13 protein-coding genes are annotated in these 14869 nt (G+C 71.9%); 2 read left to right on the plus strand and 11 right to left on the minus strand.

Annotated elements, in window-relative coordinates; all coding sequences use genetic code 11:
* Positions 1–237: 237 nt before the first annotated feature.
* The 7 genes from DEJ17_RS14115 to DEJ17_RS14145 form a co-directional block, all read right to left on the minus strand.
* A complete protein-coding gene (locus tag DEJ17_RS14115) occupies positions 238–3996 on the minus strand; it encodes an AAA family ATPase (protein ID WP_110894836.1) in 3759 nt (1252 codons plus the stop codon).
* 52 nt (positions 3997–4048) lie between these two features.
* A complete protein-coding gene (gene mutM / locus DEJ17_RS14120) occupies positions 4049–5020 on the minus strand; it encodes a bifunctional DNA-formamidopyrimidine glycosylase/DNA-(apurinic or apyrimidinic site) lyase (protein ID WP_110894837.1) in 972 nt (323 codons plus the stop codon).
* Between the two features lie 4 nt (positions 5021–5024).
* A complete protein-coding gene (gene rnc, locus DEJ17_RS14125) occupies positions 5025–5750 on the minus strand; it encodes a ribonuclease III (protein ID WP_258366823.1) in 726 nt (241 codons plus the stop codon).
* A 13-nt stretch (positions 5751–5763) separates the two neighbouring features.
* Positions 5764–5967 carry a 50S ribosomal protein L32 gene (gene rpmF / locus DEJ17_RS14130; protein WP_017888273.1) on the minus strand — a complete coding sequence of 68 codons (204 nt, stop codon included), beginning with the start codon at positions 5965–5967 and terminating at the stop codon, positions 5764–5766.
* A 55-nt stretch (positions 5968–6022) separates the two neighbouring features.
* Positions 6023–6607 carry a DUF177 domain-containing protein gene (locus DEJ17_RS14135; RefSeq protein ID WP_110894838.1) on the minus strand — a complete coding sequence of 195 codons (585 nt, stop codon included), beginning with the start codon at positions 6605–6607 and terminating at the stop codon, positions 6023–6025.
* Positions 6608–6702: 95 nt separating this feature from the next.
* On the minus strand, positions 6703–7188 hold the full coding sequence (gene coaD / locus DEJ17_RS14140; RefSeq protein ID WP_110894839.1) for a pantetheine-phosphate adenylyltransferase: 486 nt from the start codon (positions 7186–7188) through the stop codon (positions 6703–6705).
* 38 nt (positions 7189–7226) lie between these two features.
* Positions 7227–9455, minus strand: a complete 2229-nt coding sequence (locus tag DEJ17_RS14145) for an ATP-dependent DNA helicase RecG (RefSeq protein ID WP_258366824.1) — start codon at positions 9453–9455, stop codon at positions 7227–7229.
* Positions 9456–9552: 97 nt separating this feature from the next.
* Here DEJ17_RS14145 and DEJ17_RS14150 point away from each other — a divergent pair, with 97 nt between their 5' ends.
* On the plus strand, positions 9553–10113 hold the full coding sequence (locus DEJ17_RS14150; RefSeq protein ID WP_110894840.1) for an RsmD family RNA methyltransferase: 561 nt from the start codon (positions 9553–9555) through the stop codon (positions 10111–10113).
* A 127-nt stretch (positions 10114–10240) separates the two neighbouring features.
* Here the strand turns inward: DEJ17_RS14150 and thiL are convergent, their stop codons facing one another.
* A complete protein-coding gene (thiL, locus tag DEJ17_RS14155; RefSeq protein WP_110894841.1) occupies positions 10241–11236 on the minus strand; it encodes a thiamine-phosphate kinase in 996 nt (331 codons plus the stop codon).
* Positions 11237–11260: 24 nt separating this feature from the next.
* Between thiL and DEJ17_RS14160 the strand changes: the two genes are divergently transcribed.
* Positions 11261–11746, plus strand: coding sequence for a DUF3515 family protein (locus tag DEJ17_RS14160; RefSeq protein ID WP_110894842.1), 486 nt, complete (start codon positions 11261–11263; stop codon positions 11744–11746).
* Positions 11747–11775: 29 nt separating this feature from the next.
* On the opposite strand, the gene DEJ17_RS14165 is transcribed toward DEJ17_RS14160, so the two are convergent.
* The 3 genes from DEJ17_RS14165 to DEJ17_RS14175 all read right to left on the minus strand — a co-directional run bounded on the left by DEJ17_RS14165 (position 11776) and on the right by DEJ17_RS14175 (position 14868).
* Positions 11776–12858: a D-alanine--D-alanine ligase family protein gene (locus tag DEJ17_RS14165; protein ID WP_110894843.1), complete on the minus strand. Its 1083-nt coding sequence runs from the start codon at positions 12856–12858 to the stop codon at positions 11776–11778.
* 59 nt (positions 12859–12917) lie between these two features.
* Complete coding sequence (locus tag DEJ17_RS14170; RefSeq protein ID WP_110894873.1) at positions 12918–13931, minus strand: NAD(P)H-dependent glycerol-3-phosphate dehydrogenase; 1014 nt, start codon at positions 13929–13931, stop codon at positions 12918–12920.
* Positions 13932–14010: 79 nt separating this feature from the next.
* On the minus strand, positions 14011–14868 hold the full coding sequence (locus DEJ17_RS14175; RefSeq protein WP_110894844.1) for a 1-acyl-sn-glycerol-3-phosphate acyltransferase: 858 nt from the start codon (positions 14866–14868) through the stop codon (positions 14011–14013).
* Position 14869 lies beyond the last annotated feature (1 nt).

Raw genomic sequence — 14869 nt, forward strand, 5'->3', positions numbered from 1 at the left:
CGACGCGGTACCACCCACACGAACCATCCCCGGATCTTGAACCGACTAATCAGTCCAAGAACCGGGGACCAGTCCACTGGCACCGCGCCTCCCGTCTGTAGGCGGTGCGGGCCAGTGCCCCGAAAGCGACAGATCTCATCGCCGCCGCGCGTTCTCCCCCGCGAGAGCGACAGTGTGCCGCGAACTGTCGGCGGAGATCTGTCGCTTTCGCCGGATGCGGAACGCTGCGCGCTGCGCCTACGCGACCGCGTCCGCCGGCTCGCGCTTCTGCACCCGCTGGCCGACGACGGCGGAGACGCCGTCCTGCCGCATCGACACCCCGTACAGAGCGTCGGCGATCTCCATCGTGCGCTTCTGGTGCGTGATGACGATGAGCTGGGACGACTCGCGGAGTCGCTCGAACACCGTCAGCAGGCGGCCGAGGTTCGCGTCGTCGAGTGCCGCCTCGACCTCGTCCATGATGTAGAACGGCGACGGCCGCGCAGTGAAGATCGCGACGAGGAGCGCCACCGCCGCCAGGGACCGCTCGCCGCCGGACAGCAGGGTCAGGCGGTCGATCTTCTTGCCGGCGGGCTTCACCTGCACGTCGATCCCGGTGCCGAGCAGGTCGGTCGGGTCGGTCAGGTTGATGGACCCCGAGCCACCCGGGAACAGGATCGGGAAGATGACGTCGAAGGCGTCCTTCGTGTCGTTGAACGCCGACTCGAAGATCGTCTGCATCTTCGTGTCGAGCTCGTCGATGATCGTCAGCAGGTCCGTCCGCGTCTTCTGGAGGTCCTCGAGCTGCTCGGCGAGGAACGCGTGCCGCTGCTCGAGCGCCTGGAACTCCTCGAGCGCCAGCGGGTTCACCTTGCCGAGCTGCCCGAGGTCGCGCTCGGCAGCCTTGAGTCGGCGCTCCTGCTCGGCGCGGACGTAGGGCACGGTCTCGACGTCGGCGGGGTCGACCTCGTCGGTCGTGTCGAACTCGGGCAGCGCCGGGCCGCCGGGCAGGGTGGACTCGGCGTCGACGAGGGCCAGGTCGTCGGTGCTCGTCTCGACGTCTGCGTCTGCGTCTGCGTGCGCGTCCGTGACGGTGTCCGCGCGGTCCGGTTCGACCACGCCCGCGGCGTCGGCCGCGGCGACCGCCGCTGCGCGCTCCGCCTCGCGGTGCTTCCTCGCGCGCACCCGCGGGTCCACGAGCACGTCGACCGGCACCGGCACGTGCGGCCCGTACTCGGCCACCAGGACCGCCTCGGACAGCCCGAGCTCGCTCTGGGCCCGGTCGAGGACGCCCGACACGTGCAGCTTCTTCTCGTAGATCTCCATCTCGAGCGAGTGCACGCCGTCGGTGATGGTCTGCAGACGGTCCCGGAGTTCGCGCTCCTCGTTGCGGATCGTCTGCAGCTCGGTGTTGCGCTTCGACCGCTCCGACTCCTCCGTCGCCAGCTGCACCCGTGCTTCGGCGAGCGAGCGGTCGACCGCGCCGAGCACCCCGGGCAGGTCGGCGAGCACGGCCTCGGCGGTCCGGATCTGGCCACGGCGGATGACGGCGAGCCGCGCGGCTTCCTCGGCGGCGGCGCGCTCGGCCTCGAGCTGGCGTTCGAGCTGGTCGGCGCGGTTCCGTTCGGCGCGCACACGCTCCCGAACGGTCTCCACCTGGATGCGCTGCTCGACCTCGGCGGCGCGTGCGGCTTCGAGCGCGTCCTGCAGCGCCGGGCGCTCGGACGCGTCGACCGTTGGGCGCTCCTGCTCGGTGAACGCGCGGTGCGCTGACTCGGCCTCGGCCAGCACCGCCTCGGCGCCCTCGACGGCACCGTCCGTCTCGGCCAGCGCGGCACGCAGGCGGTCGACCTCGGCCGCGGCGTTCTCCGCCTTCGCCCGCGTCGATGCGCTCGCGCGGTCGTACTCGGCCTTCGCCCGCGTGTACGCGCGGGATGCTGCGTCGGCCTCGTCCGCACGGCGGCGTGCGTCCTCGACGGCGCTGCGCGCGGCCTGGAGGCCCGTGGCCGCGTCCTCGGCGTCGGTCGCGATCGTGTCGCGTCGGGTCACCGCGTCGTCGCGCTCCGCGACGAGCTCGATGCGCGAGGTGACGCGCTCTCCGCCGCCGGTCACGCGGACCGCACGGACGAGGTCGCCGGACCGGGTGACCACGGTGGCGTGCGGGGCAGCCGTGAGCACCGCCTCCAGGTCGAGGTCGTCGGTCTCCGCGACGAGCGTGTCACGCAGGATCGACGCGAGCGCCGGCGGTCCCTGCACCAGGTCGGTGGCGCGTCGGACGCCGGAGGGCAGGGTGTCGGGCAATGCTGCCGGGACGACCAGGGCGTCGGCGACCACGACGTCGATCCGACCGAGGTCCGCGGCACGGGCGTGGTCGACGGCATCGAGCGCGATGCCGCGATCCTCGGCGAGGACGGCGTCGGCGAGTCCCTCGAGCGCGGTGGCGATCGCGGCCTCGAACCCGGGCGACACGGTCAGGCTGTCGGCCAGGCGACCGACGATGCCCGCGCGACCGGCGTCGATCAGGGCCTGCGAACCATCGCGGACCTCGATCGACATGCCGAGCGCGGTGACCCGGGCGTCGAGGGCGTCCCGCTCGCGCTCCAGGGTGTGCAGCTGGTCACGTTGCTCGTCGCGCGCGGCCTGGGCGTGTTCGAGCTCGGCGCGCGCCTGCTCCAGTGTCTGCGCGAGCGCGGTCTCGTCGACCCCCTCGGACGGGTCGATCCCGAGTTCGGCGAGGGCCGCCGCGGCACGCTCGGCACGCTCCCCCGCCTCGGCCAGTGCCCGCTCCCGCCGCTCGCGGTCGGCGACGGCGGAACCGCGCTTCGACCGGGCGACGTCGACGGCGCTGGCGAGCCGCTGCGCCTCGAGGTCGTGCTGCGCGACCCGGGCAGCCTGGGCGGCGATGCGTTCGTCCAGAGCGTCCAGCGCGGCGCGGGCGTCCTGCACCGCGCGGGCGGTCGTCGCCGAGCCGCCCTGCATCTCGTCGGCGCGAGCGGCGAGGCGGTCGGCTTCGGCACGGACCCCGGCGACCTGCTCCTGGGTGACGGTCGGGCCCTGCTGTGGCGCGTCGGCCTGCTGCGCGAGGAACATCAGGCGCTGGTTCGCCAGGCTCGACAGGCCGCGGAGGCGCTCCTGCACGCTCTCGAGCCGGTGCACGACGGTACGGGCGCGGTCGACGTCGTCGCCGACCATGCTCTGCTCGACGTGCTGCTGGCGCACCCGGGTCTGGTCGAGCCGCTCGGTCAGGACGATGCGCTCGGACTTGCGGCCGGCCTCGACCTCCTGGTGGTCGTGCAGCTCGCGGCGCAGGCGCACCACGTCGTCGGCGAGGATGCGGGCCTTGGCGTCGCGGAAGACCGCGGCGACCGACTGGGCCTTGCGTGCGACCTCGGCCTGGCGCCCGAGGGGTTTCAGCTGCCGCCGGATCTCACCGGCCAGGTCGGACAGGCGGGTCAGGTTCGTCTGCATCGCGTCGAGCTTGCGGAGGGTCTTCTCCTTGCGGCGACGGTGCTTCAGGATCCCCGCGGCCTCCTCGATGAAGCCGCGGCGGTCCTCCGGGGTGGCGTGCAGCACCTTGTCGAGCTGCCCCTGCCCGACGATCACGTGCATCTCACGGCCGAGGCCGGTGTCGCTCAGCAGCTCCTGCACGTCGAGCAGTCGGCAGTTCTCGCCGTTGATGGCGTACTCGCTGCCGCCGTTGCGGAACAGCGTGCGTGCGATCGTCACTTCGGAGTACTCGATCGGCAGGAGACCGTCACTGTTGTCGATGGTCAGAAGCACCTGCGCGCGACCGAGTGGACCGCGGGTCGAGGTACCGGCGAAGATGACGTCCTCCATCTTGCCGCCGCGCAGGGTCTTCGCCCCCTGCTCCCCCATCACCCACGCCAGGGCGTCCACCACGTTCGACTTGCCGGAGCCGTTCGGGCCGACGATGCACGTGACGCCCGGTTCGAACGCGAACGTGGTCGGCTGCGCGAAGGACTTGAACCCCTTGATGGTCAGGTTCTTCAAGTACATGCGGTCTCCGGGTGTGCTCGCGCGTGCTGCGGCTGTGCTCCTGGGCGTCAGGCTAACGCGTGCGCGGGCGTGGGCGCGGTTGGCACACGGGGCAGATGTGGCTCGACCGGTTCATGAAGGCCTCGCGCACGATCGTCGTGCCGCACCGCGGGCACGGCTTCCCCTGCTGCCCGTACACGTTCAGGCGCTGGGAGAAGTACCCGGACTGCCCGTTGACGTTGACGTACTGGGCGTCGAAGCTCGTGCCGCCGTCCTCGAGCGCCCGGCGCAGGACGGCGCGGACCTCGTCGAGCAACCGTCGCAGGTCGGCGCGGGTGAGCCGGTCAGCGGCGCGGTCGTAGTGCAGTTTCGCGGCCCACAGCGACTCGTCCGCGTAGATGTTGCCGATGCCGCTCACGACGCCCTGGTCGAGCAGCACCCGTTTGATGCCGCTCGAGCGTTTCCGCGCCATCGCGGCGAACCGGTCGTCGTCGAACGCGGGGTCGAGCGGGTCACGGGCGATGTGCGACACCTGCCCGGGCACCCACCGGCGCCACACGGCGTCGGGCTCGAGCGCGTCGACCTGCCCGCCGAACCCCGCGGGGGCGCCGTCGATAGTGGGAACCATCGCGTCGATCGCCATCGAACCGAACGTGCGCTGGTCGACGAACTCGAGCTCCACGGGGGGCTCCGCCGCACCGGAGCGGTCGGTGCCCGCGGGCTGCACGTCGATGAGGATCCGCCGGTGCTTCGCGGCCGGTCGATCACGGCCGAGCAGGATCTGCCCGCTCATGCCGAGGTGGGCGACGAGCGCCTCGGGGCGATCCCCGTCGTGCTCGGACCGCAACGGCATCCAGAGGAACTTGCCCCGGCGGACGGCGGCGGCGATGGTGCGACCGGTCAGCCGGTCCGCGAAGTCCTCGGCGGGGCCGTCGTGCCGGGTGAGGGCACGGTCGTCGACCACGTCGACGTGCAGGACCCGCGCACCGCTGACGGCGGGTTCGAGGCCGGCGCGGACGACCTCGACCTCGGGGAGTTCGGGCACGCGGTCAGGCCGCTCGACCGGACAGCCGGGTCCAGGCGTCGAGCGCGGCGGCCATCTCGGCGGCCTTCTTGCTCGACCCGGTGCCGGTGGCGATGTCCTCGCCCTGCAGGACGACCGTCGCCATGAAGGTCTTGTCGTGGTCCGGGCCGGTCTCGGTGACGCGGTACGCCGGGTTGCCGAGCGAGCGGCTGGAGGCGAGCTCCTGCAGGCTCGTCTTCGGGTCCATCGCCGCGCCGAAGCGGTCCGGGTCGATCATGAGCGGCTCGACCAGGCGGAGCACGAGCTCCGTGGCCGGGTCGGGACCGGCGGACAGGTACGTCGCGCCGATGACGGCTTCGACGGTGTCGGCCAGGATCGACGACTTGTCGCGCCCGCCGGTCTGTTCCTCGCCCTTGCCGAGGCGCAGGTAGCGGCCGAGCCCGATCATCCGGGCGATCTCGGCCAGCGCCACGGTCGACACCAGGCTCGCCCGACGCTTGGCGAGGTCACCCTCGTCGAGGTCGGGGAACGACCGGTAGAGCTTCACGGTCACGGCCTGGCCGAGGATCGAGTCCCCGAGGAACTCGAGGCGCTCGTTGTGCTTGATGCCCCCGTGCTCGTAGGCGTACGAGCGGTGCGTCAGGGCCAACTGGAGCAGCTCGAGGTCGATGTCGATCCCGAGGATGCCCTGCAGACGAACGACGTCCGGCCCCGCGGGGCGAGACCCCGCAGCGCCGGACGTTGTCGTCATGCGTTCGGTCCGATCAGACGTCGGCGACCTTGCGGCCCTTGTACTCCATGTACAGGGGCGTACCGGCCGAGTCCTCGACGACCTTCGCGCGGTGCGGGAGGCTGTAGGTGACCTGACCGTTCTCGATCGTCTTCACGAGCTGGATCGGCGTGGCCTTCCACTGCGAACGACGGGCGTGCGTGTTCGCACGGGACTGCTTGCGCTTGGGAACGGCCATGGTGAATCTCTTTCGGTTGGTCGGTGGTCGGTACGGGGGCTGGCGGCGTCGGGACCTACTCGGTCTCGGCCCGCTCCTCGCCCTCGGTGGTCTTCGGTGCGGTGGTGTCACCGTCGTTGGAACCTGCGGCGCTGTCGTCGAGCTCGATCGCGCTGAGCGCTGCCCAGCGGGGATCCAGGACCTGACGAGCGGGCTGCTCGCCGAGGTCGGCCAGACGCTCACCCGTCACCGGGTCGAGTCCTGGGCAGTCCGGTCGGCAGACCGGCTGGAACGGCAGCGACAGCACCACCGCATCTCGAACGACCTGTTCGGTGTCCACGTGGTCATCGCGAACGAAGAAGTCGAAATCCTCCGAGGCATCATACGCGAACAGCTCGGCGAAATCGACCTCGATCGGTTCGCTGATGTCGATGAGGCAGCGCGAGCACTCCCCCGTGGCGTCGGCCGAAGCGTGTCCGGACACGAGGACACCCTCGTGCAGGCCTTCGAGTTTGACGTCGATGTGCAGCTCGGCACCCTGTCGGACGCCGATCAGACCGACCCCCATCGCGTCGGGCACCTCGATGTCGAGCGTGTGCTCGCGCATCTCGCCCGGCCGGTGCGCGAGGTCGCGCACGCGCAGGGCGTAGGGGCTGTTCACGGGGGAAGACACGATCGACAAGCCTAGCGCGATCGGGGCCGAGAGTCGAGGTGGCGACGGGCGTGTCCGGACGCGGTGTGGTTCAGCGGGGGTGTTCAGCGGGCAGCGAGCGCGTCGGCGACGGTCTTCGGCACGTAGGGCGTGACGTCGCCGCCGAGGGACGACACCTGGCGGATGAGCGAACTCGACACGTGCGCCCTCGACGCCTCGGGCAGCAGGAACACCGTCTCGACGTCGGCGAGGTGGCGGTTCATGATGGCCATCGGGGTCTCGTACGCGACGTCCTCGCCGGACCGCACGCCCTTCACCAGGACCTTCGCGCCGACCTGCCGGCAGTAGTCCACCAAGAGCCCGGAGGTCCACTCACCCACGGTGACCGTCTCGGGCGCACCGACCTCGACCAGCGAGTCGCGGATGAGTCGCACCCGGTCGACCGCCTCGAACATCGCCGGCTTCTTGTCGGGGTTGTGCACCACGAGGACGTGCACCTCGTCGAAGAGTCCGGCCGCACGGCCGATGACGTCGAGGTGTCCGAGGGTGACTGGGTCGAAGGAACCGGGGACCACCGCGATCTGCGCCATGCCAGCGACGATACCGCCCGGGGCCGCTGCGCCCCGGGTCAGTTCTTGCCGAGGAACGCCGCGTCGGACTCGTCCAGGCGCCGGGCGAGTGCGTCACGGAGGGCCGGGGACCCCTCGAGCTCGGGATCGGGCTCGAGCACACGCTCGGCCTCTTCGCGCGCATCGACGATGAGGTCGGCGTGCTCGACCACCCGGAGCAGGTTCAGCGACGACCGACCGCCGGACTGCCGTTCACCGAGGACGTCGCCCTCGCGTCGGAGCTCGAGGTCGATCCGCGCGAGTTCGAACCCGTCGTCCGAGGCGGCCACCGCGTCGACGCGTTCGCGCGAGGTGGTCTCGAGCTCGGCCGAGGTGACCAGCAGGCAGACGCCGGCCCACTGCCCACGACCGATGCGGCCGCGGAGCTGGTGGAGCTGCGAGACCCCGAACCGGTCGGCGTCGAGGACGGCCATCATCGCCGCGTTCGGGACGTCGACGCCGACCTCGATCACGGTCGTCGCGACGACCACGTCGAGGTCGCCGACGGCGAAGGACGTCATCACGCGGTCCTTCTCGTCGGCGGTCATCCGGCCGTGCAGGACCGCGATCGAGCGCCCTTCGAGGACGGGCATGGTGCGCATCCGCTCGGCCGTGGCGAGCACGGTGGCCGGGTTGCGCTTCGGGGCGTCGTCCTGCCCCTCGGCCGGCTCCGGCTCGCCGTCGTCCTCGGTGTGGGCGTCGTCGATGGCCGGGCAGACGACGAACGCCTGGCGGCCCTTGGCCAGTTCTTCGGCCATGCGGGACCAGATCCGGGGTTCCCACCCGGGGTGCTCCGCCAACGGGACCGTGAAGGTCTCGACGCCGGCGCGCCCCGACGGCATGCCCGTGATGGTCGAGACGTCGAGGTCGCCGAACACCGTCATCGCGACGGTGCGCGGGATCGGCGTCGCGGTGAGCACGAGCACGTGCGGCGGGGTCGCCCCCTTGGTGCGGAGGGCCTCGCGCTGCTCCACCCCGAAGCGGTGCTGCTCGTCGACCACCACGAGTCCGAGCTCTGCGAAGTCCACCCGGTCACCCAGGAGCGCATGCGTGCCGACGACGAGCCGGGAGCTGCCCGATGCGGCGGCGAGCAGGGCGCGACGGCGTTCGTCGGTGGACTGCGACCCCGTCAGGATCACCGGTCGGAGCTCGGCCGCCAGGTCCGGCCCGAGGAACTTCACGATGGAGCGCAGGTGCTGGGCCGCCAGCACCTCGGTCGGTGCGATGAGCGCGGACTGTCCGCCGGACTCGGCCACGGTGAGCATCGCCCGGATCGCCACGAGGGTCTTGCCGGACCCGACTTCGCCCTGGATCAGCCGGTGCATGGGCCAGGTGCGGGCGAGGTCCTGGTCGATGTCGGCGCCGACGGCCCGCTGGTCGTCCGTCAACGTGAAGGGCAGGGTGGCGTCGAAGCGCTCGAGGATGCCACCGGGAGCGGCCACGCGCGGGGTGGCCGCGGTGCGACGGGCTGCGATCCGCCGCTGCACCAGGGCGGTCTGCAGCACGAACGCCTCGCGGTAGCGCAGGGCGTCCTGCGCGCGCTTGAAGTCCGCGACCTTCTCGGGGCGGTGCAGCAGTTCCAGGGCCCGGCGGAACGACACGAGGTCGAGCCGCGACCGCGCGGACGCCGGTACCGGATCGGGCAGGTCCGGCAGGGTGTCGAGGATGATCCCGATGGACTTCGCGATCTGCCACGACGTGAGGGAGGCCGTCGCCGGGTAGATCGGGATCGGCTGGCGCGACCACCGGATCGCCTCGTCGGAACCAGGGTCGGCCGTGGCCCGGGGGTCGTCCGGGTCGAAGAGCTCGTAGTCCGGGTGGGCGAGCTGCCGGGCACCGCGGTAGTCGCTGACCTTGCCGGAGAAGATGCCCCGGGCGCCGGGGACGAGGTCCTTCGTGCGCCACCCCTGGTTGAAGAACGTGAGGGTGAGCAGGCCCTTGCCGTCGCCGATCTTCGCTTCGAGGATCGAGCCGCGGCGCGCGCGCATGGTGCGTTCACGGACGTCGACCACCTCGGCCACGATGGTGACGGGTTCGCCGATCGCGAGCGAGTCGAGGGCCGTCAGTGCACCACGCTCGGCGTAGCGGCGAGGCGCGTGTTCGAGGAACTCGCCCACTGTGCGGTAGCCGAACGCCTTCTCGATCGCCGTCGCAGTCCGACCGCCGAGCACGTTCGCGAGCCGCGCGTCGAGCGGCGCCGGACCGAGGTCGGGCGCGGCCGGCGCAGCGGGGGTTCCGGAGGTGACCACGCTCCAACGGTACCGGGCACGACCGACCCGCCCCGCGCCTCCGGGCGGCCCTGTGGAGAACACCGGACCGGACCCGCCGGGCCGATACGGTGGCTGCATGACCCGCATCATCGCCGGCGCCGCCGGCTCCCTGACGCTCCGGGTGCCGAAGTCCGGCACCCGGCCGACGAGCGACCGCGTGCGCGAGGCGCTGTTCTCGTCGCTCGAGGCACGGGGCCTCGTCGAGGACACGTCGGTGGCCGACCTGTACGCGGGGACGGGCGCGCTCGGGCTCGAAGCGGCGTCCCGTGGTGCGGTCGAGGTGGTCCTGGTCGACCGTGCGTCCGCCGCCGCGCAGGCCTGCCGGGCGAACGCGAAGGCCGTGCAACAGCGGATCCCCGGCGTCCGGATCGACGTCCAGCCGCAGCCGGTGCTCGGGTACCTCCGCGGGACCGTCCGCACCTTCGACCTGGTGTTCATCGACCCGCCCTACGACGTCACGGAGCACGAACTCGCCGAGGTGCTCGAGGCCCTGGCGCCGAAGCTGACACCGGAGGCGGTCGTCGTGGTCGAGCGGAGCAAGCGCTCCCCCGAGCCGAGCTGGCCGACGGGCCTCGCTCCGTTCAGCAAGCGCAGCTACGGCGAGACCGTCGCGTGGGAGGCCGTCGCCACGGGCTGAGCGTTCTGCGCGTGGGCGCACGCGTTCTGCGCGTGGGCGCACGCGCTCTGCGACAGTGCACGTGTCGAACGACGCGCGTTCTGTCGCACCGTGCTCGTGCACCGACCGGGAGGCATCGGTCAGCAGGTCAGCCGGCGACTCCGTCCCAGTCGGCGTACGGGTCCCAGCCGGTCGTCGGCACCGGGGACCCGGCGCGCAGCAGGTCCGTGGCCCCGCGCTCCCGCACGCCACCGACGCGGCGGAACCCCCCGGGCAGGGCCGCGCCGGCGGGGAACGTGGCGAGCAGGCCGTGGTCCTCGCCACCGTGCAGCGTCGCGTCGTCGAACTCGGTGGCGGCATCGAGTTCGAGCGTCACCCGGCTCGCGCGCGCCAGCCGACCGGCGTCGATCGCCAGGCCGTCGGAGAGGTCGAGCATCGCGGTGGCTCCGGCCTCGGCCGCGAGCGGCCCATCTGTGATCGGGGGCACCGGGCGGCGTTGGCGCCCGACGTCGGGGTCGGTGTCTGCCCCGCTCGACACCGTCGCCGCACGGTCCGGCTCGCCCCGGTCGTCGACGCCGTCACGGAACAGGCGCGCGAGTCCTCGGGCTGCCCGGCCCAGCTCGCCGGACACCGCGAGCACGTCACCGACGCGGGCGCCCGACCGCAGCACGGGCGCGCGGTCCCGTAGATCGCCGAAGGCGGTGACGGCCACCGTGAACGTCGCCGAGGTGGAGAGGTCTCCCCCGACGACCCCGCACCCCGGCGCGAGTGCATCGACGGCGAGCCGGAAGCCGTCGGCGATGCCCTCGAGGACGGCCACGGGGGTGTCCTGCGGTGCGGCGAGGGCGATCACGAGTCCGCTCGGCACGGCACCCATCGCGGCGACGTCGGAGAGGTTCGTGGCGGCCGCCTTCCACCCGACGTCCTCCGGCGAGGACCACGCCCACCGGAAGTCCGGGCCGTGCACCATCATGTCCGTCGTGACCACGAACCGACCGTCCGGGGCGGCCACGACGGCGCAGTCATCACCCGGGCCGAGGATCGGCGTCCCCGAGGGCAGTCGACTCGTGATCCGGTCGAGGACGACGAGTTCGCCGAGCTCCCCCACGGTCGGTCCGGCCCAGGCGTCGTACGTCGCGTCCACACGAGAACGGTAGCCTGGACAGCGATGGACACCGCGCGCCGCACCCCTCGCACCCTCGCGATCGTGGGAGCGGTTATCACCCTCGCCGCCGGGCTCACCGGGTGCACGAACGCCGTGTCGATGTCCGCGGCCCCGTCGGCGAACGCAGCGGCGTGCGCCTCCGTGCAGGTCCGGTTGCCGGCGACCGTCGACTCGAAGTTCGACCTGCGGAACACGAACGCGCAGTCGACCGCGGCCTGGGGCGACCCCGAGGTCGCGATCTACCACTGCGGCGTCGCCGTGCCCACGGTGTCCGACCTGCCCTGCTTTTCTCAGGGCGGCGTCGACTGGATCCGCGACGACCGCGGCGACCAGGTCGTCTTCACGACGTTCGGTCGGTCGCCGGCGGCGCAGGTCGTCGTCGATTCGACGAAGACCACGTCGACGGTCGTGCAGGAGCTGTCCGACGCCGTGTCGTCGCTGCCGAAGGACGGGCACGAATGCCTGGACCCGGCCGACGTGCAGGGCTGACGCCGCCGCTCGTCAGACCAGGGCCCGCGTCAGCGGACGGCCGCGCGACCCAGCTCGATGAGCTCGGTGACCAGCTCGCCGTAGGACACTCCCGACGCCGCCCAGCAGCGCGGGTACATCGACAGCGGGGTGAAGCCCGGCATCGTGTTGACCTCGTTCACGACGAAGCCGTCGTCGGTCAGGAAGCAGTCGACGCGGGCGAGCCCCGAACCACCGATGGCCTCGAACGCGCGGGCACCGATGGAGCGGATCTCGTCGGTCTGGTCGCCGGTCAGCGGTGCCGGGCAGAGCAGCGACTCGTCGCCGCCCAGGTACTTCGACGCGAAGTCGTAGAAACCGTCCTCGGCCACCACGATCTCTCCCGGCAGGCTCGTGCGCGGTACTCCGTCGCGGCCCTCGAGCACGGCGACCTCGACCTCGCGGCCGATGACGCGGGGCTCGACGATGACCTTCGAGTCGTGCTCGAACGCCAGGTCCATCGCGGCGCCCAGCTGGCCGGGCTCGTCCACGCGTGAGACACCCATGCTCGACCCGGCGCGGGCCGGCTTGACGAACAGCGGCCAGCCGTGGGCGGCGATCGTCTCGGCGACGTCCACCGGGTCGGCCGCCCACTGCCGGCGGAGCACCGTGGTCCACGGTGCGACCCGCAGCCCGGCGTGCTCGAGCACGGCCTTGGCCACGTGCTTGTCCATCGCCAGGGCGCTCGCGAGCACGCCGTCGCCGACGTACGGCAGCCCGGCGATCTCGAGGAGGCCCTGGATCGTGCCGTCCTCACCGAAGGGGCCGTGCAGGATCGGGAACACCACGTCGACCGGGATCGCTGTGACCGTGCCGTCGGGATGGGACACGACGAGTTCGTTGGTGGCCGGCGACGTGGGGAACGCGATCCGCGTGCCGTTGTCGGGCACGGTGGGCAGCGCACCGTCGCGGATGGTCCACTGCGCCGGGTCGTCGGACTGCAGCGTGAACGCGCCGTCCTGGGTGATCCCGATCGGCACGAGGTCGTACTCGGCCCGATCGACGACGTCCATGATGCCGCCGGCGGTCACGCAGCTGATCTCGTGCTCGCTCGAGCGACCGCCGAAGAGCACGGCGACGGTGGTCCTGGGCATGGGGGTTCCCTCGGGGATCGTGGGCACGGGAGTCCCTTCGTGACTCGGGGCGGGACCGGTCACTCGCCCTGCGGCTCGTCGGTCTCGGTGAGGTGCGGCGCGATGTTGCGCGGATCGAGCCTACCGGCGAGGACCTCGCCGACCTGGCTGACGATGGGCATGTCGACGCCGTTCGCCGCGGCCAGCTCGAGGATCGGGGCGACCGACGCCAGCCCTTCTGCCGTCTGGTTCATCTGGCGGACGACCTCGTCGAACCGGTAGCCCTGGCCGAGCAGCCGCCCGGCGGTGTTGTTCCGCGACAGCGGCGACTGGCACGTCGCGATGAGGTCGCCGAGGCCCGCGAGCCCGGACAGCGTGGACGACTGCGCACCGAGCGACACCGCAAAGTCGGTCATCTCGGCGAGGCCGCGCGTGATGATCGACGCCTTGGTGTTCTCGCCGTAGCCGACCCCGTCGACGATGCCGATCGCGACGGCGATGAGGTTCTTCAGCACGCCGCCGAACTCGGTGCCGATGACGTCGGTGTTGATGAACGACCGGAAGTACGGGTTCGTCGCGACTGCGGCGACCTCGGTGGCGGTCTCCAGCGAGGACGACGACACCACGGCAGCGGTCGGCTGCCGTCGGGCGATCTCGAGCGCCAGGTTCGGGCCACTGGCCACCGCGATGCGGTCCTGGTCGATGCCGAGGCCCTGCAGCAGGACCTCGCTCATCCGCAGTCCCGTGCTCTTCTCGACGCCCTTCATCAGGCTGACGACCGGCACGTCGGCGGGCAGCAGTTCGCGGATCGCGGCGAGGTTCGAGCGCAGGGTCTGCGAGGGCACCGAGACGTACACCTGCGAGGCACCGTCCAGCACACGCTCGAGGGACGTCGACGCGGTCAGGGTGCGGGGCAGGTTGATGCCCGGCAGGTAGTCGGAGCTGCGCTTCGTCTCGGTGATCTCGCGGGCGACCTCGGGGCGCCGGGCCCACACCACGGTGGACGCACCGCCCTCGGCCAGCACCTTCGCGAAGGTGGTCCCCCAGCTGCCGGCACCGATCACGGCGACCCGGGGCTTGTCGGTCGACTGCATGACCACCCGGATCGCAGCGGTGTCGAAGGCCCCCGGAGCCGCGGCGGCGGGGTCTGGTCGGTCGTCGTGGGGTCGGAGGTCACTCAAACCGGCCGGTCTCCTTCTGGTTGTTCGCCGCCGGGTCCCAGCGGGTCGCGGGTGCCCGCTCGCCACGGAGCACCTCGAGCAGCGCGGTGATCTCGCGCATCACGAGTTCGGTGGCCTCGCCGAGCATCTGCTGGTCGATCTGCCGACCGCGGTACGCCGACAGGTCGACGGGGTCGCCGATGATCACGTCGACCCGGGACGGCGGGAACAGCCGGAGTTTCTTGCCGTACCGCGCCATGATGTTCTGCGTGCCCCAGTGGGCCATCGGGATGATCGGCACGTCGTTCTCGAGCGCGATCCGCACCGCCCCCGTCTTGCCACGCATCGGCCAGAGGTCGGGGTCGCGGGTCAGCGTGCCCTCGGGGTAGACGATGATCGCCCCACCCTGCTCGACCAGGGACCGTCCGCCACCGAGCGGGTCGCTCAGCCGCGTCCGGCCGGACCGTTCCACGGGGATCTGTCCCATTCCGGACATGAGCTTGCCGACCACGGGGACCGTGAACAGCGACGCCTTCGCGAGGAACCGCGGCGCCCGCTTCGAGATGTACACCGCGGTGCCCACGACCAGGGGGTCGATGTTCGTGAAGTGGTTCGGCGCGAGCACGAACGCGCCCTCGGCCGGCAGGCGGTTCGGGCCGTGCCAGTGGTAGCGCGCCGAGAACCGGAACGTCGGGATGACGATCGAGGCGACGATGCGGAACGCGGTGTTCAGCTCGCCGCGGCGCCACCGGCGCCCACGCACGGGGATGCCGGTCGCGACCTGCGCGTCGGAGCCGCCAGGGGCCTCCAGGCCGTCGCCGGGACGCGACGGACCGTCAGCCGGCTCCGGGGACGACTGGGGGAACGACACC

Source organism: Curtobacterium sp. MCSS17_011, from assembly GCF_003224275.1.
In the GTDB taxonomy this organism is placed as follows: Bacteria; Actinomycetota; Actinomycetes; order Actinomycetales; family Microbacteriaceae; genus Curtobacterium.

Excerpts from the sequence above, each read along its gene's own strand:
- DEJ17_RS14115 (WP_110894836.1), bottom strand. The coding sequence starts at position 3,996 with ATGTACTTGAAGAACCTGACCATCAAGGGGTTCAAGTCCTTCGCGCAG.
- rnc (WP_258366823.1), bottom strand. The coding sequence starts at position 5,750 with ATGACGACAACGTCCGGCGCTGCGGGGTCTCGCCCCGCGGGGCCGGAC.
- rpmF (WP_017888273.1), bottom strand. The coding sequence starts at position 5,967 with ATGGCCGTTCCCAAGCGCAAGCAGTCCCGTGCGAACACGCACGCCCGT.
- coaD (WP_110894839.1), bottom strand. The coding sequence starts at position 7,188 with ATGGCGCAGATCGCGGTGGTCCCCGGTTCCTTCGACCCAGTCACCCTC.
- DEJ17_RS14150 (WP_110894840.1), top strand. The coding sequence starts at position 9,553 with ATGACCCGCATCATCGCCGGCGCCGCCGGCTCCCTGACGCTCCGGGTG.
- DEJ17_RS14160 (WP_110894842.1), top strand. The coding sequence starts at position 11,261 with ATGGACACCGCGCGCCGCACCCCTCGCACCCTCGCGATCGTGGGAGCG.
- DEJ17_RS14165 (WP_110894843.1), bottom strand. The coding sequence starts at position 12,858 with ATGCCCAGGACCACCGTCGCCGTGCTCTTCGGCGGTCGCTCGAGCGAG.
- DEJ17_RS14170 (WP_110894873.1), bottom strand. The coding sequence starts at position 13,931 with ATGCAGTCGACCGACAAGCCCCGGGTCGCCGTGATCGGTGCCGGCAGC.